Source organism: Nostoc sp. DedQUE09 (genome assembly GCF_034530915.1).
Lineage (GTDB): Bacteria > Cyanobacteriota > Cyanobacteriia > Cyanobacteriales > Nostocaceae > Nostoc.
This window is the reverse complement of record NZ_JAVRCE010000025.1, coordinates 57,979-79,297: the sequence shown is the minus strand read 5'-3', so window position 1 is coordinate 79,297 and position 21,319 is coordinate 57,979. Positions and strand designations below refer to the sequence as shown.

19 protein-coding genes are annotated in these 21,319 nt (G+C 40.7%); 12 read left to right on the top strand and 7 right to left on the bottom strand.

Annotated elements, in window-relative coordinates; genetic code table 11:
* Positions 1-217: 217 nt before the first annotated feature.
* Entirely contained in the window at positions 218-724 is a 507-nt protein-coding gene (locus RMY27_RS17485) for a hypothetical protein (protein WP_322665306.1), read from the bottom strand.
* Here RMY27_RS17485 and dndB point away from each other — a divergent pair.
* From dndB to RMY27_RS17425, 12 genes are all read left to right on the top strand, one after another.
* Positions 723-1,871 (top strand): DNA sulfur modification protein DndB, encoded by a 1,149-nt coding sequence (gene dndB, locus RMY27_RS17480; RefSeq protein ID WP_322665304.1) that lies wholly within the window; start codon positions 723-725, stop codon positions 1,869-1,871. The two genes, RMY27_RS17485 and dndB, sit on opposite strands and share 2 nt — an antisense overlap.
* Positions 1,846-2,877 (top strand): hypothetical protein, encoded by a 1,032-nt coding sequence (locus tag RMY27_RS17475; protein WP_322665302.1) that lies wholly within the window; start codon positions 1,846-1,848, stop codon positions 2,875-2,877. The genes dndB and RMY27_RS17475 overlap by 26 nt, the downstream gene beginning before the upstream one ends.
* A 28-nt stretch (positions 2,878-2,905) precedes the next feature.
* Positions 2,906-4,546: a DNA phosphorothioation system sulfurtransferase DndC gene (gene dndC / locus RMY27_RS17470; protein ID WP_322665300.1), complete on the top strand. Its 1,641-nt coding sequence runs from the start codon at positions 2,906-2,908 to the stop codon at positions 4,544-4,546.
* Between the two features lie 55 nt (positions 4,547-4,601).
* Positions 4,602-6,587 (top strand): DNA sulfur modification protein DndD, encoded by a 1,986-nt coding sequence (dndD, locus tag RMY27_RS17465; RefSeq protein WP_322665298.1) that lies wholly within the window; start codon positions 4,602-4,604, stop codon positions 6,585-6,587.
* A gap of 65 nt (positions 6,588-6,652) precedes the next feature.
* Positions 6,653-6,904, top strand: a complete 252-nt coding sequence (locus RMY27_RS17460; protein ID WP_322665296.1) for a hypothetical protein — start codon at positions 6,653-6,655, stop codon at positions 6,902-6,904.
* A gap of 41 nt (positions 6,905-6,945) precedes the next feature.
* A complete protein-coding gene (gene dndE, locus RMY27_RS17455; RefSeq protein ID WP_322665294.1) occupies positions 6,946-7,332 on the top strand; it encodes a DNA sulfur modification protein DndE in 387 nt (128 codons plus the stop codon).
* 51 nt (positions 7,333-7,383) lie between these two features.
* A complete protein-coding gene (locus tag RMY27_RS17450; protein WP_322665292.1) occupies positions 7,384-8,841 on the top strand; it encodes a DNA phosphorothioation-associated putative methyltransferase in 1,458 nt (485 codons plus the stop codon).
* Positions 8,842-9,086: 245 nt separating this feature from the next.
* Entirely contained in the window at positions 9,087-10,379 is a 1,293-nt protein-coding gene (locus tag RMY27_RS17445; protein ID WP_322665290.1) for an AmpG family muropeptide MFS transporter, read from the top strand.
* Positions 10,364-10,786, top strand: coding sequence for an ABC transporter permease (locus tag RMY27_RS17440; protein ID WP_322665288.1), 423 nt, complete (start codon positions 10,364-10,366; stop codon positions 10,784-10,786). The genes RMY27_RS17445 and RMY27_RS17440 overlap by 16 nt, the downstream gene beginning before the upstream one ends.
* 162 nt (positions 10,787-10,948) lie before the next feature.
* The gene (locus RMY27_RS17435) at positions 10,949-11,140 is read left to right on the top strand and encodes a hypothetical protein (protein ID WP_181928466.1); all 192 of its coding nucleotides are present in this window, start codon (positions 10,949-10,951) and stop codon (positions 11,138-11,140) included.
* Between the two features lie 16 nt (positions 11,141-11,156).
* Positions 11,157-11,690: a GNAT family N-acetyltransferase gene (locus RMY27_RS17430; RefSeq protein ID WP_322665286.1), complete on the top strand. Its 534-nt coding sequence runs from the start codon at positions 11,157-11,159 to the stop codon at positions 11,688-11,690.
* 175 nt (positions 11,691-11,865) lie between these two features.
* Positions 11,866-12,624 (top strand): HEAT repeat domain-containing protein, encoded by a 759-nt coding sequence (locus tag RMY27_RS17425; RefSeq protein ID WP_322665284.1) that lies wholly within the window; start codon positions 11,866-11,868, stop codon positions 12,622-12,624.
* Between the two features lie 132 nt (positions 12,625-12,756).
* Here the strand turns inward: RMY27_RS17425 and RMY27_RS17420 are convergent, their stop codons facing one another.
* From RMY27_RS17420 to RMY27_RS17395, 6 genes are all read right to left on the bottom strand, one after another.
* On the bottom strand, positions 12,757-13,164 hold the full coding sequence (locus RMY27_RS17420; protein WP_322665282.1) for a phosphomannose isomerase type II C-terminal cupin domain: 408 nt from the start codon (positions 13,162-13,164) through the stop codon (positions 12,757-12,759).
* A gap of 174 nt (positions 13,165-13,338) precedes the next feature.
* A complete protein-coding gene (locus RMY27_RS17415) occupies positions 13,339-14,682 on the bottom strand; it encodes a sorbosone dehydrogenase family protein (protein ID WP_322665280.1) in 1,344 nt (447 codons plus the stop codon).
* A gap of 177 nt (positions 14,683-14,859) precedes the next feature.
* Positions 14,860-16,053, bottom strand: coding sequence for an EAL domain-containing response regulator (locus RMY27_RS17410; protein WP_322665278.1), 1,194 nt, complete (start codon positions 16,051-16,053; stop codon positions 14,860-14,862).
* Between the two features lie 157 nt (positions 16,054-16,210).
* A complete protein-coding gene (locus tag RMY27_RS17405) occupies positions 16,211-16,921 on the bottom strand; it encodes a hypothetical protein (RefSeq protein ID WP_322665276.1) in 711 nt (236 codons plus the stop codon).
* A gap of 172 nt (positions 16,922-17,093) precedes the next feature.
* Entirely contained in the window at positions 17,094-17,258 is a 165-nt protein-coding gene (locus RMY27_RS17400; RefSeq protein WP_322665274.1) for a hypothetical protein, read from the bottom strand.
* Positions 17,259-17,501: 243 nt separating this feature from the next.
* The gene (locus RMY27_RS17395; protein ID WP_322665337.1) at positions 17,502-20,315 is read right to left on the bottom strand and encodes a glycoside hydrolase family 10 protein; all 2,814 of its coding nucleotides are present in this window, start codon (positions 20,313-20,315) and stop codon (positions 17,502-17,504) included.
* Between the last annotated feature and the right edge of the window lie 1,004 nt (positions 20,316-21,319).

Genomic DNA, 21,319 nt, shown 5'->3' with positions numbered 1-21,319 from the left:
TTCAAGAAGTTTATCCCTCTTTTGTCAGAGTGGGAAAACCCAATTATTGGAACCCTTTTGGAGCTTTAATTTCCGCTTTTTAACTAGAAATTTTAGTTACTGTTAGAAAATAAAGCCTCAAAGCTTGATTTATTCCGAGTCTCAGAATTTAGGTTCGATTATTGTTTTCCGAGAGTGACAAAACAGGGGTAGTCAGAATGCGCCCCAATTCTTGTAGTCAGCTAGCACTGGTTTGCTTGAATATTTGACGCAACTCCTCTAAGCGCACCCATTGAGCGTCTTTTTTTATTTCTATGTATTCCCATCCCCCAACGGAACTACCATTAACCTCTGTCGCTAATGGGCTAGGTAGATCGAATTCTTGCCCCTGAAAAATAATCGTGCCTCTACCTGAAATTTCCATGCTATTTATATAGCTCCGACACAACTCTTTAGCGCAATCGCGTTTGAGCCTGACTCTGATAGGCATACCCTGCTTGGTGATCCCAGCATCGTATAACTGAGTGAGAGTAATGCGAGTGTTATTTCCTTCCGATTCATGAGCTTGATACTCAGGTTTCAGTACTAGTGATAACTGTTTTGCGGATTCTTTAGGTTTGCTGGAATACCTTTGAAAAGATGTTTGTCTGATGCTAGACATTTTAGTCATTTGCCAATGCAGTAGCTGTGTGCGGAGCGCAGAAGGCATTTGCGATAGATCCTCTTCAGTCAGATTAATATTCATGATTTTTCTTTCCGTAAATAAGCTCACTCTATATAGCATTCCATTTGAGTACGTATTCCCTGCAATTAGAGGAATACAAGCAGGACGGGAATATTACGTATCAATGTGTCCCTTGCGGCTCATCCCCAAGCTCTTCTCTTTTGATGATGAAGAGATTCCGCCAGAAATGAGAGCGCAACGAACACTGAACAAATCCCGTGTACCGGAAATTGCCAAATACATTTTGCACAATCCCACGGGTTATATTTTTTCAGCTATCACGGCATCAATCAACGCCAAGATTACTTTTGAATCTATTGGTTTAGAGGCGGAATCGCAAAAAATTGGGCGATTAAGAGTTCCAATGGATGCTCCGTTTATCATTAATGATGGACAGCATCGAAGGGCTGCTTTTGAACTAGCTCTCAAAGAGAATCCTGAACTGGGGTATGAGACAATAGCAGTTGTCTTCTTCCTGGATATCGGCTTAGAGCGCTCTCAGCAGATGTTTACTGACTTAAATCGCTATGCAGCACATCCCGATCCATCCTTAAATATCCTTTACGATCACCGTGATAAAAAAGCTATACTAGCTCGATCTGTAGTCAAGCAAGTAAAAGTTTTTCGCACACTTACACATACTGAGCGCAGTACTTTACCTACCCGTTCTGGTAAGTTATTCACTCTCAGCAGCATTTATAATGCTACACTTGCTCTTCTGGTTAACTATAAAAATGCTGAACTAGAGCAACAAATTGAACTAGCAATACGTTACTGGGAGGCTGTTAGTACCTATATTCCCGATTGGGAGCAGGTTTTAGGGCGCAAAGTTAGTGCAGGCGAAATGCGCCAAGATTATGTCCACAGCCATGCGATCGCATTAGCAGGATTAGGCGGAGCAGGAGCCACACTGATTTCAATTTATCCAGACAATTGGCAAGAGCATCTTCAAGGACTACAAACTATTGACTGGCTACGCTCCAACCCTGATTGGGAAGGGCGCATTATGCACAGTGGACGTATTTCCAAAGCTCGAACTTGCGTTAGTTTTATGACTGCATACATTAAAAAACGTCTTGAATTACCTCTCACAGTTGAAGAAGAGCGTTTAGAAACTGCTCGTATGCGCCAAGATAAAACAGATGACGAGAAATCTAAAGATAAATAATAAACCTGAATGTGTAATTTGTGGTGAGGTGATTATACTTCATCCTCATTACAGAAAAGAACACAAAACTTGCCGCCGTTCTGGCTGCATGAAAGCATATAGGAAGCAACATGCTTCTGAACTTGACATTAGCAGAAGAGCAGCACAAAGAGCGGGCAATGAACAAAATGATCTAGAAATGATTCCTTGTAGTGTCTGCGGAGAACATTTTGAAATTATTCAACACACACATTTAAGAAAGCATGGACTAACTTTAGCCCAATATAAACAGGAGTATCCTTTTGCGCCTTTGATGACTGACAAAATGAAAAAAGTGCGAGGTAGAGGTTCAATAGTTCAATCTCGTTATTTAAATTATGCAGGCAAGCAAGCTGATAATTATCTATTTGAATTTTTGACAGGAACGCTCTTAGGCGATGGGAGTATTGAAAAGCAACCACACAAAATCAATGCTCGATATGCAGAAGGAGGTAACAATGAACTGTATCTTAAGTGGAAACATGATTTACTTGAGCAATACTTTCCTTGTTCGTGGAAAGAAAAAATGTCATCTCCACACACTAAAACTGGCAAAAGGTATCATGGATGGTGGATGAGAACAACTGTACATCCTTTACTAACTGAGTGGCATGGCCAATGGTACACAGAAAACAGGAAGATTGTACCACAAAGCTTAATAGACAAATATCTCACGGAATTTGCACTTGCAGTTTGGTTTTGTGATGACGGGCATTCCAGTCCACGCTTTCCTCGCTCATACCTATATACTATGGCATTTTTACCAGAAGAAGTCAGATTTTTATCTGAGTTGCTTCACTCTAGATTTGGACTATTTAATAGTATACTTAATAATAAAAATAAACAGCCTTTTCTTATCTTGTCAGGTAATGCCAGTCACAAAATTAGAGAAATTATTAGGTCTTTTTCAATACCTGGAATGGATTATAAAAGCCAGCAATTATCAGCAAAAAAAGATATATTAGCAAATAGAATAACTAAAGATTAATTTAAGAAATATTACAGGAGTTTTAAATATGACAGAAAAGCAGTTGTCTATCTTCCCACCACGCACTGTTCAAGACTTAGTAGAAGATATAGAAAAAATAACTAAAGAAATACAAGATTTATACTGTCTTGATGCAATACCTTGGATTATAGGGGTATCTTGGGGAAAAGATTCAAGTACAGTATTACAAATAATTTGGAATGCTATTGCTGGGCTTCCAGCAGAAAAACGAACCAAAATAATCCATGTAATTACAACAGATACTCAGGTAGAAAATCCAATAGTCTCTGCTTGGGTTCGCAAATCTTTAGAACAGCTGAAGGTTGCTGCCAAAGAAAAAGATATACCAATAGAACCTAATCTGCTAAAACCAGAAGTTAAAGACACTTTCTGGGTAAACCTTATAGGTAAAGGCTATCCAGCCCCACGCAATCAATTTCGTTGGTGTACTTCGCGTTTAAAAATTAACCCTGCTAACGAATTCATTCGTAAGATGGTGCGAGCCAATGGTGAAACAATTCTTGTTTTAGGTACTCGCAAAGCAGAGAGTACAAAACGTGCCACCACTATGGAAAAGCATCAAGTAGGTAGAGTACGCGATCGTCTCAGCCCCAATGCCAGTTTACCCAACTCTCTGATTTACACTCCCATCGAAGACTGGAGCAACAATGATGTATGGATATATCTAAATCAATGGGAAAATCCTTGGGGACAAAGCAATAAAGAATTATTCAATATGTACCGAGGTGCGACAGCAGATAATGAATGCCCCCTAGTTGTTGATACATCTACACCTAGCTGTGGAGATTCGCGCTTCGGATGTTGGGTTTGTACAATGGTTAGTAAAGATAAGTCGATGGAGGCAATGATCCAAAATGACGAAGAAAAAGAATGGATGCAGCCTCTGTTAGATATTCGCAATGAATTAGATGTTGAAGATGATCGTGATAGAAGAGATTTCCGTCGGATCTGGGGTGAGGTTCAACTTTTTGAACGTAACGTAGATGGTAAAATTGAAGTTGACAATATTCCTGGCCCATATACTAAAGAATGGCGAGAACATTGGCTTAAACGTGTTCTTTCAGCACAAACTGAAATCCGTAAAAAAAGTCCAAAACAAGTAGACGAGATTACCCTTATAAACTCTCTAGAACTTAACGAAATTCGTAGGATTTGGCTAGAAGAAAAGCACGAATTTGATGACAGCCTACCCCGAATTTATAAGGAAGTTACAGGAGAAAGCTTTGACTATGACGATACTTATTATGGTACTGTCAATAGTTTGCTAGGAAGCGATGAATGGGAGGTACTTGAAAAAGTATGTAATGGCGATCCAATGCACCTAGAACTGATGGCGAAGTTATTAGGTACAGAACGTCAGTTTTACACAATGGCCCGTCGCAAGGGCATTTATGATGCTTTAAAGAAATGCTTTGAAAGTAGTTCCCGTTCGGAAAAAGAGGCGATGGATAATGCCCACTACAAACGGGACTTGAAAAAGGCTGCCCAAGAAGGTGACGTTGCTACTGTTAAAGAAGTAATTAGCAACCCCAACTACAAAAATAATTCAAAAAAAACTGTAGCAAAAAATGAGCTTTCTAATTCTAAACAACTTACTTGGGCTAGCTTAAAGTTGTCAGTTGATAATAATATCGACTCTGATGAATAGGAGCTATTAAGAAAAGTTCCTATTTATAATTAGTTAAATTGTTTGGTTCCGCACTGTGATATTTATCGAACTAGTTCTACAAAATTTTGGCCCATACCTTGGGAGGCAAGTCATTAACTTAGTTCCTAAAAATGATCTTAATGATTGCCCTATTATTCTATTGGGTGGTATGAATGGAGGTGGTAAAACTACCCTTTTAGATGCTATTCGTCTTGCTCTTTATGGACACAGAGCGCAATGTTCTACCCGTGGTAATTTAAGCTATAGTGAATTTCTCAATCAGTCTATTAATCATCATACTAAGCCACAAGAAATTACAACAATAGAACTTGCTTTTGAGCATATAATTGATAATGAAACTCAAGTGTTCAGAGTTATACGCACATGGACAAAGAATCAGCGTAATGGTAAAGACAATTTAGGTATTTTGGTAGATGATTGGCCAGATGTTTCCTTAGTTAAAATCTGGGATGAGTATATAGAAAATCTTATTCCTTTAGGAATTTCTAACTTATTTTTGTTTGATGGTGAACAGGTAAAAGAATTAGCAGAAAATGAAATAACTCCACCTGTTGTAATAAATGCAATTCAATCACTCTTAGGTTTAGAATTGGCAGAAAGATTATCAATAGATTTAGAAATTCTAGTTCATCGCCAACGCAAAGATATAGCTGGCGCTAAAGAGTTAGTTACGTTAGAACAAATTGAAAAACAGCTTGATTACCTGAGAAAAGATTATACATTAGCTAAACAAGAACTAGCCGTTTTACAGAATAATTTAGATTACAGCCGTAAACAGCACTACTTAGCGCAAGAAAAATTTCTCTCAGAAGGAGGTAAAATTGCAGCAGAAAGTAGTCAGTTAAAACAACAAAGCGATGATTCCAGTGCTGCATTAGAACAAGCACGCCAAAAAATTATAGAATTGGCATCTGATATTTTACCTCTGGGTTTAATTTTACCCCTATTAATCCAAGCTCAATCACAAGTAGAAAAAGAATATCGCACCTCACAAGCAAAAAGTGCATTAAATGTATTAATAGAGCGAGATAAACGTCTTTTGAATTGCATAAATCAGTTAAATTTGCTAACTGAACAAATTGACAAAATTAAATCTTTTTTGGCATCTGAAAATCAGTATCTTCAACAAGAAATTTGCTCTGAGAAAGAATTATGGTTGACAGACGATACTGAAATACTCAAACAGCTAGATAATCTCCTTCAGCAGGATCTGCCTAGTCAAATAAAACAAGCTCAAGAACAATTAGTTAATATCAGCAATCAAGAAGAAGAAATTCTAGCTATAGAAAAACAACTAGCCACAGCAGCATCTCCAGAAGAGTATGAAAAGTTAGCTAATGCAGTAAGAACATCACAAGTTTTACTGATTGAAAGTCAAACTACATACGATGTAGGTCAACGCCGAATAGAAGAGTTAGCGGCTGCAATTGAAAACAAGAAAAAAGATTTACAAGAATATAGTAAACAAAACATAGATAGCAAAAATTACGAACATATCATATACGCTTCTGCAAAAGTTCAAGATACACTCAAGCTTTTTCGTGAGCAATTAGCCATCAAAAAGCTAGGTCAACTTGAAGATGAAATAACTAAACACTTCCGTTTCCTTCTGCATAAATCTGATTTAGTGCATCGTATCACTATTGACATAAGTACATTTAGCCTTTCCCTTTATGAATTCAATGGTCAACCCGTCCCTAAACATCGCCTCTCGGCTGGTGAAAAACAACTACTTGCGATCGCATTCCTCTGGGGTTTAGCCAAAGTCTCTGGACTCCGCTTACCAGTAGCTATAGATACACCATTAGGTAGGCTTGACTCCTCCCATCGCCAAAACTTAGTGGATAAATACTTCCCCGCCGCTAGTCATCAAGTAATTCTGCTATCTACCGACACCGAGATTGGAAAGAAAGAAGTAGAAACACTGCGAGAGAAAGAAGCGATCGCTCGTGAATATCTACTTAAATACGACTCCTCCACCCGCCAAACAACAGTGGTAGAAAATCAATATTTTTGGTAGTAGATATCGTCTAAAAAAGATATTTACAATATATATCACGACCTTTGGAAAGTAGATAAGCAATTATGAACTCGCCCCATGTATCAAAGATAGAGAATTACCTACGTGTTCTGTCATTAGAAGAATTAGAATGGTTATTAGAATGGATCGCACAACAAGTGCAAGAAAGAAAGCAAATAGTAAATAAATTTACTGATGTTAAATATATGAATGAACAACTAGTTGCAATGGCTAGTGATTTAGATATAAAAACAGAAATTAACTCTATCAATAATGAATTTGGTGTTACAGAAATGGATGGTTTGGAAAAACTGTGAGCGGTTTATGAATGAAAACTACCTCAATTTTTAGAAAGATAATGGAATCCCCAATCGAAAGAATAAAACTCTCCCAAACAGCCAAAGACCAACTTACCAAACTTAAGCGCAGCACAAAAATCGACCAATGGAATATCCTATGCCGTTGGGCGTTTTGCCGTTCCCTCGCAGAAGCAACCGCACCCTCCCCCGTTCCAATTCCCCAAGATAGTAACGTCGAAATGAGTTGGCGCGTTTTTGGTGGCGAAATGTCTGATATACTCCTCCTCGCCCTCAAGCAACGCTGTCACAATGACGGTTATCCCACCGACAAAGAAACCCTTGCTACTCAATTCCGCTTACATTTGCATCGCGGTATTGGCTACCTAGCTGGCGATCCAAATATCAAGAAAATTGAAGATTTAATTGAACTGGCGGTTAAAAATTGAAAGGATATTAGTTGATTGTTAACTGTTCGCTGTTAACTGACAACTAATATTATGCCTGAAGCGCTAGAAATTGAGCGTCATAGAGCTGCGATCGCTCGCACTGACATCTCTCGCCCCGTGCGATTGGCAATAGAATGGGCAATCCTAACTCAAGATACTACTTTTTTTGACTACGGTTGCGGCTATGGTGGTGATGTCCAACGAGTCAAAAACTTAGGTTACACCAGCGCAGGCTGGGACCCTTACTACTATCCCGATGTCCCACGCATCCCCGCCGATGTGGTCAATTTGGGTTACGTCCTCAACGTCATTGAAGACTCAGAAGAACGCCGTCAAAGCTTGATCCAAGCCTGGGAACTCACCGGGAAAGTTTTAATTGTCGCGGCTCAAATACTAATTAACGCTCCCAGCAAAACCCAACTTGCTTACAATGATGGCATTGTGACGCGCCGCAATACTTTTCAGAAATATTACGAACAAGAAGAACTCAAAACCTATATTGATGAAGTTTTAAATGTAGATGCAGTACCGATCGCACTAGGCGTTTACTTTGTTTTTCGAGATGAAGCTGAAAAAGAAAGTTACAAAGCTATCCGCTTTTTTTCTGCGACTTCTACACCGCGAGTCCGTATACCCACCAAGCGGTTTGAAGATTATCAAGAACAGCTGCAATCACTTATGGCTTTCTTTACCAAGCGCGGTAGATTACCTGTGAAAGGCGAATTGGAAAATGAACAGGAATTACTCAGCGAATTTGGTAACTTTCGCCGTGCATTCGGTGTAGTTTTGCAAGCTACTGATGAAGCAGAATGGGATGCGATCGCTTACCGTCGTTCTCTAGATATCCAAGTTTATCTCGCTCTCACCCACTTTGATAAACGTCCTGCATGGCAAAAGTTAGCCCCAGAAATGCGCCACGATATCAAAGCCTTTTTCAGCAGCTATGAGGAAGCTTGTCAAGTAGCCGATCAAAAGCTTTTCAGCTTGGGTAAACCTGGGGTGATTCAAACTGCTTGTGAAAAAAGCAAAATTGGTAAACATACTCGCGGTGCGCTTTACGTCCATGTTTCGGCATTAGCAGCTCTTGATCCATTGCTGCGAATTTGTGAAGGCTGCGCTAGCCGTACTATTGGGCGTGTAGATGGAGCCACATTGATCAAATATCACACTGATAAGCCGCAAATATCCTATCTGTTTTACCCTGACTTCGACAATGATCCCCACCCAGCGTTAAAAGCCAGTATAGGTATTGATTTAAAAACCCTCTTCGTCACTCACCGAGACTACGAAACTAGGGCAAATCCGCCGATTTTGCACCGTAAAGAAACATTTGTTACCAACAACTACCCACGCTACGAAGAATTTGCTAAACTCACCCAACAAGAACAGGAATTAGGGTTGCTTAACCAAAAAAGCGACATTGGTACGCGTGAAGGTTGGGAAAAATGCCTCGCCGCACACAGAGTAGAAATCAAGGGGCATCAGGTTTATCCAATTCAAGAAAGTTAAGAAAACGCTGGCCCTATAAGGTTATCCTGAATTTGTATTTAACCCAAGTAAATCTTGGTAGTTTGTCATGTTTGCGGAAAATCACACAGCAGCTATGGTAAGTTTCAATTCCTGATCGGGATTAATAGAGACTGCTGGCGCTGCGATCATTCAAACCCTTATAGGTACTAGTTACATGATATACTTTTCGATTTCCTCGTCGTACTTTATTGATATTTCCTCAAAAGAGGCAAAAAGTTGAAACTATGAGGAAAATTAAATCGCCACTGGAAGTTTTCGGTAGTCGCAAGATGGCGGCTTTATTATTTTTAGGCTTTTCATCAGGTTTACCGTTATATTTAATCGGTAGTACCTTAAAGGCGTGGATGACCGATGAGAAGGTAGATTTAGCCGCTATTGGTTGGTTTAGCCTCGCTAGTTTGCCTTATTCCTTGAAATTTTTGTGGGCACCGTTTTTGGACAGGTTCACCCTACCAGTTTTGGGGCGACGACGGGGTTGGTTAATTTTGACGCAGATTGCTTTGATTGTAGCGATCGCAGTTATGGCTTTTCAACAACCCAAACAAGCATTACAGCTACTAGCCATCAACGCCATAGTCATTGCTTTTATCAGTGCAACTCAAGATATCGCTGCTGATGCCTACCGTACCGACGTTTTAGAAAAATTAGAAATGGGGGCTGGTGCAGCAGTTTTTATCTTAGGTTATCGAATTGCCCTGTTAGTCGCAGGTGCTTTAGCCTTAATACTTGCCGACAAACTGCCTTGGTCATCGGTTTACTTGTTTATGGCAGGGACGATGGTAATAGGTATTCTTGCCACCTTATTCGCACCAGAACCGAAGGAAATTAGCCCTCCAGGTTCTCTTGCTGATGCTGTCATCTTGCCCTTTCAGGAATTTTTTCAGCGTCAAGGTATTATTAAAGCTATTCTCACGCTTGCATTCATTACCCTATACAAGCTAGGTGATGCTTTGTTGAGCAATATGACCACGCCTTTTTTGCTGCAAACTGGTTTTACCAAAACCGACATTGGGGCAATTCAAGTGGGGATGGGGTTAATTGCGACGATTGTCGGCGCTTTAGCCGGTGGTTCAATTTTGAGTACTATTGGCATCAATAGATCGCTTTGGGTTTTTGGTATTCTACAAGCAGTAAGTAATTTAGCTTACTTTTTTCTAGCATACATCGGTCAAAACTACCAAGCTATGGTACTTGCCATCAACGTAGAACAATTTTGTGGTGGATTGGGGACAGCAGCCTTTGTTGCCTTTTTGATGAGTCTTTGTAACCAGCGGTTTTCCGCAACCCAATATGCTTTGTTATCTAGCTTAATGGCTGTCAGTCGTGATATTCTGGCGGCCCCTGGAGGTGTGATCGCCCAAAGCACGGGTTGGTCTATATTTTTCTTAATTACCATCGCCGCCGCTGTACCAGGACTATTCCTATTGCCAGTATTTGCCCCCTGGAACCCTCAGCCAGTGGCAGTATCCAGACCAGGACTTGAGGACGAAGAAGAGGATATATGGGGAATCAAGTAGTTATTGCTGTCGGCACATTCATCCTCTTACTCACTGGTTTATTACTGGGGTATGTTCTCTCGCAGTTAGTTCTGGGATTTCTAGCATTTAACCTCCTAACTTTTTTCGGAACACTCAGCCTAATTTTAATTTTTGGTACACTTTATTACGTTTTGTTTTGGCAATTGCGAAGAGAACAATCCCGGCCATCAACTCCATCAACCATCAATCAAGGGATACCAACCCAGGTAGAGGAGGGTTTATCTGATAGCTATCTCAAAAACAGGCTAATTGCTAAATTATCCGGTGATACTGCCGCAGCCGAACGGTTAATTGAACAGGCAAAGGAAACTTATCCTGGGATGCCGGAGAATTGGTATTGCGAAAGAGTGCTTGATGACTTGGAGAGCGATCGCCAGAGGGAGTAGGGGAGCAGGGGAGCAGGGGAGCAGAGAAGAATAATTAATCCCCAATGCCCTATTCCCAATTCCCAATTCCTATGCACAGAAAATTGCTAAAATCAATCAAGAATACTTCACAAATCTTCAGCTAGGTTCTCATAAAAGTTCCTAGCTTCTTGCAATTAAAATATGGCTATTTTTCGTCAATACATCGCTCCACTGCTTGTAGTACTGGTATTTGTTTTTGCTCTAGTGGCAGTCAGCGCCCGAATCTTTTTACCGTCCGATATGGCGGCACCTGCACCAATTGAAGAGGTAGAGGTAACTTCTCAACCTACTCCCACTGATTTACCTCCAGCAGCACATAACTTAGCTAGCTAAGTCAATAAACATCAGCGTGTCTGAGCAACTATTACCTGGATATATTATTCGCCGTGGCTCACTTTTGGAGCGATCGCTGCTGCTCAAATTCATGCAGCGAACTTACCAGGATCTCTTTCCCAATGAGGATTTTTCCCATCTAGAGCAAACAGTTAAGCAATACTTTTCTAGCGATACGCCCTTGTGGTGGGTAGAAGAGGAGGGGGAGCAGGGGAGCGAGGGAGCAGGGGAGCAGGGGAGCAATAAAAAATCTCTCTCGTGTGCTCCCCATCCCCCTATCGCTTGCCTTTGGGTAGGCAATGTTATAGATCAAGTACATGGGAACCGTCATGCTCACATCTTTATCCTCTACGTTGTACCAGAACATCGGCGGCGGGGTATTGGTACAGCCTTGATGCGATATGTGGAAAATTGGGCTATTCAAAGAGGCGATCGCCAAATTGGCCTGCAAGTCTTTCAATCAAACAAACCTGCATTGAATCTTTATAATCAGTTAGGCTATCAAACCCAATCCCTATGGATGGTAAAATTCCTGAGTGCAGAAAAATAAACTCAAGAATAGCGATAACATACTGTAGCGTCTGAGTTATGGAGGTTCTCGTTTGGATAAAACTCAACGAGGAAGAAAGGAAAATGTATAAGAACCCAACTAATATATATAAAGCTTTAACATTATTAGCGTGGGGGATTATGTGTTAATCCCTGTTCGGGATTGAAATCAAATTATGTATGACGAAGACGATCTAAGCCTACTCGATCTTGAGGAGGAGCTAGAAAGCCCCTTAGATAAAATAGAGCCGCTAACTGCCGAATCAGTTGTGGCAAAGCCCGATCCAGAAGTGATGCTAGCCTTGCTGGAAAATCCCCAGCCCCAGCAAAGAATGTTAGCGGCACGTGCTTTTTGTGATATAGAAGATGCCCGTGCTACCCCCCATCTGATTCGCCTGTTAACTGATACCTGTCCCTTAGTGCGGGTAAGTGCAGCTTATGGCATCGGACGCAATCCCAGTTTAGAAGCAGTGAGTCCGTTAATTGTTCAACTAAACAGTGATTGGAATGGCTATGTACGTAAAGGTGTAGTTTGGGCTTTAGGAAACTGTCGCGATCGCCGTTCTTTAGCACCTTTAGCAAACGCCCTCAGAACCGACATTTCCGCAGTGCGTTTGTGGGCTGCTAGTGCCTTAGCACAGATGGCAGAAGTCGGTTATGAAGCAGTTATAGGGGCAATACCACCATTAATAGAAGCCTTAGTGCAAGATCCCGTAGCAGCAGTGCGAAGTAACAGTGCTTGGGCAATTGGTCAACTGTGCCGCGAATTGCCTTCTAATGTAGTTTATGCCACAGCGATCGATGCCCTAATTCAAGCCTTTGCTGAAGATCAAGATTTGGGAGTCCGAGAAGACGCCAAAGCTTCGCTATTAGGAGTGGGCGATCCCCGTGGCTTGCAGCTAATTGAAACCTTGGAACAAGAAGGGTGGTTTTGATTTGGGCATCGGTCATTTGTCATTGATCATTGGTCATTTGTCAGGAATTATTATTCTCCCCTGCTTCCCCTGCCTCCCTTGCTCCTCTGCCCCTCTGCTCCCCTGCTCCCCTGCTCCCCTGCTCCCCTGCCCTTACTGTCCTTCAGCTACAGGTTTGACCAAATTTAAGTCATAAGGGCGCTCAGTATCATCCTCACCCAAATATTCACCATTTTGAATTTCTAGAATAACTAGGGGAATATGCCCAGGATTTTCTACCTTATGTAGAGTTGCTGCGGGGACATAAGTTGATTCGTTTCGATTCAGTAATATTTCAGAATCGCCACAAGTCACCTTTGCCACACCGGAAACTACAACCCAATGTTCATTCCGGTGATAATGAATTTGTGGTTTGATGCCGTGCCTGGGCTTGATTTCCACACGACTAATTCTATAGGTTTTTCCCTCCTCGATTACCTCTACCTCACCCCAATATCGTGTACCTGAATGTGGAGACAATTCGTTGATATTTGACTGAGTATTATTTTCATTGGGAGTCATAATTCATTTCTCAACCAGATAAGTATTAGTATTTATCAGTAATTTACCGTAAACGAGATAAACCTGGGTAGGGAGATGCAGTCACAACGTATTTATTGATGACAACTGCTCTAACTTTACTTTAGGCAACAGATCCTATCCGTAAATTTCTAAATGTTTGAATGCGTGAATTGCTTAACCACCCGTATACTGAATCCGATAAATTCGATTATTAGCTTCTTCTGTTAGTAGTAAACTGCCATCTGGCAATACGAGTAAACCTACAGGCCGTCCCCAAGTGGTTGGTACAGAAGGATTTAGCAAAAATCCTGTGAGAAAATCTTCGTAGTAGCCAAGCGATCGCCCCTTAGCATCGAAGGGAACAAATACAATTTTATAACCAGTGCCGCGATCGCGGTTCCAAGAACCACGAAAAGCCGCAAAAGCACCGTTCTGGTATTTTTTGGGAAACGTTTTACCATCATAAAACTGCAAACCCAATGCTGCGGAGTGCGCCTGAAACAGTACATCCGGCGTTTGAGTACGGGCTACTAAATCAGGACGTTTACTTTTGTCATCAGTCTTTTGCCGCGGATCGAGGTTGTTTGGTGTTAGATAAGCATAGGGCCAGCCGTAAAATGCCCCCTGTTTAACGCGTGTCAGATAGTCTGGCACCAAATCATCACCAATTCCATCCCGTTCGTTGACAGTGGTATAAAGTTCCTTAGTTACAGGATGAAAGTCTAAACCAACAGGGTTACGCAAGCCGGAAGCGAAAGTTTGCTGCTGGGAACCATCTAAATTCATCACCTGTATCGAAGCCCGTGGCAGGGGTTCCTCGTCTACATTGGTTCCCGATCCAACTGAAATATATAATTTATTGCGATCGGGTGCGACAACAACATTGCGCGTCCAATGATTGTTATAACCTTGAGCGGGCAAGTCGGCAATTTTTTCCCCCTTACCTGTAATCTTGTTTTGATCTTGAGTATAGGGAAAACGCACCACAGCATCTGTGTTTCCCAGAAAAAAGGAATTATCTGTAAAAGCCATTCCAAACGGTCTATTGAGTCCGTTTTCCCCACTGGCAAAGGTTTCTCGAACATCAGCTACACCATCCCCATTGCTGTCACGCAACAGACGAATGCGATTTTGCCCGGTTTCAGTCACTAAGACATCACCGCTGGGGGTTAAAGCTAGCCAGCGTGGGGCATCTAAACCTTCAGCAAAGACGTTTACTGTGAAGCCTTGTGGTACGCGCAGCACCGGATTTTGCGGAATGGGCACAACTTCAGGCCGCTTGGAAGCACTTTCTGTTGCAAAGGGTGCTGGTAAATTCTTCAGATTGATTCGGATGGGTGTAGGTGAAAGTGCTTCAGTACGGACAATATTTTTTGGCTGTGTAGGATTCTGTGTTAGTTGGGTAGAGGGTACAGATTTTTGAGGTGTAGAATTATCTGAGTTAGCGCGAGTCTGGTTACAGGCTGCTGCCAAAGTCATTAAAAAAACTGGCAGCAAAAAACGCGCAGGAACTTTCATGGTGGTAGACACTATACACAATGTTCCTACTCTAAACTTGAGGCTTAATGATTGTCGCCAGTCAAAAGTTTGATTTTTCTTAGTTAGTCAACCTATTAACAATTCAAAAATAAAGCACTAGTGACTAAATTCTATTATCAATGCCCAATGCCCAATATTTACACATATAAACATTTGTTAGTGAAAAAAAAATTTTTCAAATTCTGCTGCTGGTAAGGGACGGCTAAATAGAAAACCTTGCATAGAATTACATTTGTGTTGGCGTAAAAAACCTAGTTCTGCTTCTGTCTCTACACCTTCAGCCACTACATCTAGATTCAGATTATGAGCCATCTGAATTAATGCCTTAGCGATGGCTGACTTTTGCGAATCTTTACCAACATTATGGATAAAATAACGGTCTATTTTTAATGTATTGATTGGTAAGTTTTTTAGATAAATCAAAGAAGAGTAACCCGTACCAAAATCATCGATCGCAATTTTTACACCCAAAGATTGCAATTTACTCATAGTAGCGATCGCACTATTTACATCTTGCATAATCATACTTTCAGTGAGTTCTATTTCTAGGTCATGTGGTTTTAAATTATTGACAGATATAAAATTGACTACATTATGAATGAAATCTGGCTGATTAAATTCAATTGCTGACAGATTTACAGCAACCATCAAAGAATTAATTCCAGCCTCACGCCAGCTTTTAATTTGTTTGCATACCCTTTTTAATACCCATTTACCAATCGGAACAATTAAACCTGTAGACTCTGCTAACGGAATAAATTCTGTTGGATAAATCATTCCTAGTTCTGGGCTTTGCCAGCGCAATAAACTTTCGGCACCTACTATTTTCCCAGATGCAATATCGACTATTGGTTGATAATAAATTTCAAATTCTTGAAAATTATGTTGTTTTATAGCTTGGTGTAAGCTAATTTCTAACAACTGCATTTTGGGAGACAAGTTATTAATGACAGTCTGAGGAGATAAATACCTTTTTAAAGTAGCGTATTTTTCCAATCTGTTCATGATGGCACTTAATAACTCAGATCGAGTAAATGGCTTAGTTATATAGTCATCTGCACCCATATCCATACCTTGACGAAAGTCAGATTTAGAAGATTTGGCAGTGAGAAAGATGAAGGGAATTGTTGCCGTTGATGGATCTTGACGTAATGCTGTTAGCACGCCATAACCGTCAATTTCTGGCATCATCATATCACAAAGAATTAAATCAGGAACTTCGGAGATAGCCAAATGTATCCCAATTCTGCCATTAGCCGCAGCAATAGTTTCAAAATTCTCAGCTTCTAGCAAATCTAAAATGTTTTCACGGACTGCTTCTTCATCTTCTATTATTAAGATTTTTGGCATAAGTTACCTCTGATTTATATTTTCTTATTTAATGGCACCTACAGCAATATTTATAAAAAATATTATTATAATTGTAATAAAAATTTTACCTTTGTAGATATTTAAACGCTTTTTTAAGCTTACCATTTTTCATGCAGTGGCTAATATATTAGCACTATTATAAAATAATAAAATAGTTTAGTAAAATACTATATTTTCTTGAAAAAAGAATTTTTAAATCTTTAATTTCAAATACAGTTTGTCTATCTTTACTAAGTAAATTAAACTTGAAAATGCCATTATCTGAGAAATATTTAATCGCATTTAAAAATAAGTTAGTCAAAATGTGTGCCAGCAGTTTTTCATCGATACACCAGGTTACAAATTTATATAGACGGGTGAAAAAAATCAAGCACCGATAGCCCAGATTCATCTGTATTTGTTCTGGCGATTGTCGGCTATGTTCAACAAAATTGAAGGATGTTGGTTTATACTCTAATTTTTCCACTTCTAACTGGGCGATAATCAACACATCATTCAACATTTCAGTCATGATTATGTGATATTTGGGCGTATTGGTCTGCATTATCCTATTAGACTTACGATAGAAGTCCAAATCTTCCTCATAAACTTCAATGAAGTGAGTGTATTTGCTGCTCGTAGCTTTACGTACTATAGCGTGTGCTAGTAACCATTGGGACTTGAGTAATTGTCTCTCAATGAAAATCTGATGTTCTACATCAAAAAAACCAATAGTAGCATTAACTCTACTTTTCTCTGTTTTTTGTGCCATTGCTTGACAGATACAGATACTTTCAGGAGTAATATTACCTTGCTTACTTACAACTAGCAGTAGTTCCAACTGCTGCTCTAGTAACCGTGATAACACTGAGACTATTTCCGAAAATTATGACACGTTCAATGTCATGACTAAGGTATGCATAACTTCAAAAGTATTGGCTGTTTTCAAGCTAGTTCCAGAAGCTACAAACAGTACCATATCATGCTTGGTGAAGTATCCTACTAGCTGCGAAGATGAAAAAACAAGATATTACGCCGTGCTACATCAGTGCGTAAGCATAGCCCATTGTAGAAATGGCATCTACTCCAATAGTGATATTTTTAATACAACCTTTAGCGGCAAACAGCCAATTCTTAACTCTAAGCTTTGTAGCCCGGCGATCTGAGGTAAAGCCTGGATAGATTTTAACGATAGCTATCAGCAAACTCTAGTTATCTAAAGTCAGTTATCTGAGTATTTTCCAATATTTTGATGATAAAAAAGTAGTAATATTTGGGATACAAACACTACAAAAAGTGTGTTAAGAATTACAAACTAGCTTATATACAGCTAGTTGGGTATTGACCATTAGGCATGGAGAAGATGATAAACGAGTGGACTTAATATCAGGTGATTATAAGGCTTTCACGTTAAGTTAACACCAATGCCCTGCTTCCCGCCTGCCTCTTCACAAAGGACGCAACTGCACCCGCCGTTCGCCATAATGTAATAGCCTTTCTATAGTTACGAGCCGATTTTCCCAAACTTTGACTTGATAGGAATTCGACTTAATTTCTTGGCTCATCAATACCCGAAATTGAGACTGGAAGCGGGTTAGAGATGCTCTTGCTACGAGTAACTTACTAGTAGAAGGTGAAGCGGCAAGCTGATTTAAAGCACTGCGTAAAACTTCTGCCTGGTTGTTAAAATCTGAAATTTTCTGAGATGGCCTTTGTCGTTGGTCATTTTGGAAAACGAATTTCCATTCCCGTTGTAGCGCGGTATAACGAATGGCGGCAGTTTGAAAAGGCTGGCGGTGAGGAATCGGTTCACTTGTTGTGGATTGAATCCTACCTTGGGTGCTACTAAAGATTTTTTGGAGATCGTTGCTAAAATTTTCTGCGGCAAATAGTGCATAACCACTAACTGGCAAGTCCCTTACCAACTGGAGTTGATCGAATGCTCCAATTGTTGGCAAAGAAAGTAAGCGAATTCCCGGCACCAATAAGGTAGCTCCCAATTGTTTAGAGGCAATCCAGGGTTGGGCCAGTCTTTGAAACCGAGAAGTATCGAGAGCATAAGTCATGGGAACAATTAAATCTACATCCCCCTGCCTTGCCCAAGTTTCCCAATTTTGTTGAATTTTCTGAATCCGTTCTAGTTCCGGCAAAGGAAATACTGCAACCGACAAAATCAAATTCGGTTGCTTTTGTCGTAATTGCTGTGATACTTGGGCAACAAAGCTATCAACTTGCTCGGTGCGAAATTTTGTCCATTTTCGCCACAAATCTGCTTGGCTAGGAGAGATATTCACTGGATCTACACCAGTAAGTTTCTGAAATTGCGCTCTTGCAGCTTTCCCATAGCCATAAGTTCGACCTGCTGATGGGTCTTGGAAAGGGTAGCGAATGTAGTCTAGTTGTAGACCATCTACGTTATATTTAGTAACAATTTCCTCATACAGCTTGAGCAAGTATTGCCGCACTTCGGGGTTGGCTGGATCGAAGAATGGCTTGCCCTGACCAACGGGAATCATGTTGCCCAGGTTATCGTAGTTTGCCCAATCAGGATGAGCCGCCAGTACTGGCCCTGGATAATTAGGATTAAGGTTGAGAATTTCATTATGACGTTGATTGCCAGCAGCAAAAGTCCACACCCAAGCGTGTAATTCCATGTCTCGCTCATGGGCTAGTTTCACCGCTTCTTCCAGTGGGTTCCACCCACGAATTAATGGGTTTTGCTCTTTTGCGACTTGGCTGGGATAAATTGTATAGCCAGCGTTAACAGTTTCAAAAAAGACAGTATTAATCCCGGCTTGAGCGAGGCGATCAAAAATCTGTGCCAGTCCTGCCTTACTACCAGCGCGAACAATCGTCCCTCGATCTAACCAAACTGCGCGAATTTCTGGTTGAGCTAGTTTCCGATCGACAGGAAATTGCTGCCACAAAGTCGTTTTAGCGAGCAGCCACTGCTGACGAGCCAAAGCATAGTTTTTTTGAGCAATCAATTGGGGTAAATTTTTGGCAATTAGCCTTGCTTGTGCTAAAGCTTGGTCTTTACTTATGGCTAGCGCCCCCAGTTTGGTTGAGGCTAATTGTATCGGCTTTTCTTTGACAGACTGGGGAGTGTTTAAATGCCCAGAAAACTGCTTTTCCCCAGATATTGTTTCGCCAACATTAGCTGCATCAGCTAACACCGCTAAATGAGCGCTTTCCACTCGACCAATCAGATTTTCTAGCTCTTGCTGGAGAGCGATCGCTTGGTTGTTATCAATCGGCTCGTTGGAGTTGGGTGCAACATCCAAACGCACCGCTTGTTCTAATTGGTCAATAGCCTCCTGAGAACTTGGGGGTTTGACCATAGGCAAAGGTCTAGGTATGGGACCAGTGGCAGTTTTACCAGGAGATGAGAGAGATGAACTACCCCTCTGCCCCTCCACCCCTCTGCTCCCCTGCCCCCCTGCCCCTCTGCCCCCCTGAGCTGAGGGCACAGCCGCCACAGTCGTAGAGCAGCTTTGAGAACCTCCCGCTATTTTTTTGGCACGATTTGATGGCGCTAGTGCTGTCAAATAGCGATTGAGAGTAGTTTTTAACCAGGCATTATCTAACTCGGCTGCTGAGGCTGTGTCTGTTCCCCAGCGCCAGCCCAAAAAGGTGGAACGCTCAGTTGTCACTACTGCGGCCGGATTATCTTTGGAATTCCAAACAGCAGGAGATTCAGCGCTCATATTGTTAGGAATCACAACACCGCCACGCACTTTCCCGAAGAGTCCAGTTTGATTTGCCCATTCTGGGATCTTGGTTTTTGCAGCTTGAATCTGTTCAGTACCATTAAGGCTGAATCCCCAATAACCTCCCAAGAGCGATCGCAATAATTGCCGTACTCCTGGGGATGACAAACTACCTACAGGCCCACTAGCAATCAAACGCCCTCCCTTACTCATCCATTCTTCTAGGGCGATCGCTTGAGTTGGTGTTAATGTCTCAACGTTTGGCAAAAATAATACCCGGCGATCGCCCCAATCTGCCCCATTCTTGACATCATTTAGGGAAATTACACAATATTTCACCCCTATTGTCTGTAAGCGATCGCTTATCCCTTTCCATTGATTTGCATTTTCTTGTCCATACACTACGCTCAATACGGGTTCTTCAGTCGCTGCCGTTACTGGTAAAATACTCAACAAATTTAAAACTACAATTTCACAACTTAAAATAACTAATCTTCTAGCTTTTTTAATTTTTAAACTTATATCTTTTTGGTTTTCCTGATAATTCACCAGTGACTCCTCATTTCATTATTAATTTAGTTATTAGTCAGAGTTCATTAGTACACAATATAGGACTCTAGCTTTATCCTAGTAAGTTTACTGATATTCTTACTTGGATTAAGCAAAGCTAATCTTTAGCTTTTCAAAAATCAAGTAGATTTCTATAAGCTTTTCGTAGAAGTAGTTAGTAAATGACTTTCATCAATCTAGCCTATCAAAAGGAGTAAAAAATGCCAAGATGGATACTCAAATTACCCAAGCGATTCTATAGAAATTCTTAGCTATTACATTGTGAATTTCATTCCATTGGTGACTAGCTTTTTAGAAAATTTTGTGTTTACCAATTCCAATAGGCTTTTGGGCAATTGCAGGGAGTTTTCACTTAAACCTAAAAGAAAAAATGCTGCTCTTATTCTAATTATCTGTTTTTCAGGGTTTTGTGAGTTAAAAAAGTAATACTAGCGCATCTTAAAGCCCTCACCCTAAATCCCTCTCCCAAGCTTGGGAGAGGGACTTTGAAATTGGCTCGGCTCCCGTTCTTCCAATTTTGGGAGAACGGGTTGGCGCATAAAGGCAAATTTTGTATTTGTGCAATAAGTCTAAAAGGATGTTTTAAAAGTCCTCTTGTTGGTAATAAAAGGTTTTAGATCCCCTAAATCCCCCGATAAATTGGGGGACTTTAATTCCCGGTTCCCCCTTTTTAAGGGCAGGACTGTTTCATTCCCTAAAAGGCGCTGATTTACAAGCGTTTCAAGCAAAAAAACCAGGTGACTAAAAAATCTGATTGGGCAAGAAAATGGTGAACGCACTAAAGAATACTGGTTGAGGTGATAGTTTTTATTTTTCCCACTCAAGCAAATTTCTGACCCATACTCTTGACAAAATCCCTAAGAGATCAAATGAATCAGCCCTGCTTTTTAAGGGGGGTTAAGGGGATCAAGAAGTGCTTACAATTACAGCTAATTACTTTTCAAACAACCTCTAATTAGCATTCTTGATAAGCGCCAGCATTAAAC

Coding starts and splice junctions, on each gene's coding strand:
- dndB (WP_322665304.1), top strand. CDS start 723: ATGATTTTTCTTTCCGTAAATAAGCTCACTCTATATAGCATTCCATTT.
- RMY27_RS17485 (WP_322665306.1), bottom strand. CDS start 724: ATGAATATTAATCTGACTGAAGAGGATCTATCGCAAATGCCTTCTGCG.
- RMY27_RS17475 (WP_322665302.1), top strand. CDS start 1,846: ATGACGAGAAATCTAAAGATAAATAATAAACCTGAATGTGTAATTTGT.
- dndC (WP_322665300.1), top strand. CDS start 2,906: ATGACAGAAAAGCAGTTGTCTATCTTCCCACCACGCACTGTTCAAGAC.
- RMY27_RS17460 (WP_322665296.1), top strand. CDS start 6,653: ATGAACTCGCCCCATGTATCAAAGATAGAGAATTACCTACGTGTTCTG.
- dndE (WP_322665294.1), top strand. CDS start 6,946: ATGGAATCCCCAATCGAAAGAATAAAACTCTCCCAAACAGCCAAAGAC.
- RMY27_RS17450 (WP_322665292.1), top strand. CDS start 7,384: ATGCCTGAAGCGCTAGAAATTGAGCGTCATAGAGCTGCGATCGCTCGC.
- RMY27_RS17445 (WP_322665290.1), top strand. CDS start 9,087: ATGAGGAAAATTAAATCGCCACTGGAAGTTTTCGGTAGTCGCAAGATG.
- RMY27_RS17440 (WP_322665288.1), top strand. CDS start 10,364: ATGGGGAATCAAGTAGTTATTGCTGTCGGCACATTCATCCTCTTACTC.
- RMY27_RS17435 (WP_181928466.1), top strand. CDS start 10,949: ATGGCTATTTTTCGTCAATACATCGCTCCACTGCTTGTAGTACTGGTA.
- RMY27_RS17425 (WP_322665284.1), top strand. CDS start 11,866: ATGTATGACGAAGACGATCTAAGCCTACTCGATCTTGAGGAGGAGCTA.
- RMY27_RS17420 (WP_322665282.1), bottom strand. CDS start 13,164: ATGACTCCCAATGAAAATAATACTCAGTCAAATATCAACGAATTGTCT.
- RMY27_RS17415 (WP_322665280.1), bottom strand. CDS start 14,682: ATGAAAGTTCCTGCGCGTTTTTTGCTGCCAGTTTTTTTAATGACTTTG.
- RMY27_RS17410 (WP_322665278.1), bottom strand. CDS start 16,053: ATGCCAAAAATCTTAATAATAGAAGATGAAGAAGCAGTCCGTGAAAAC.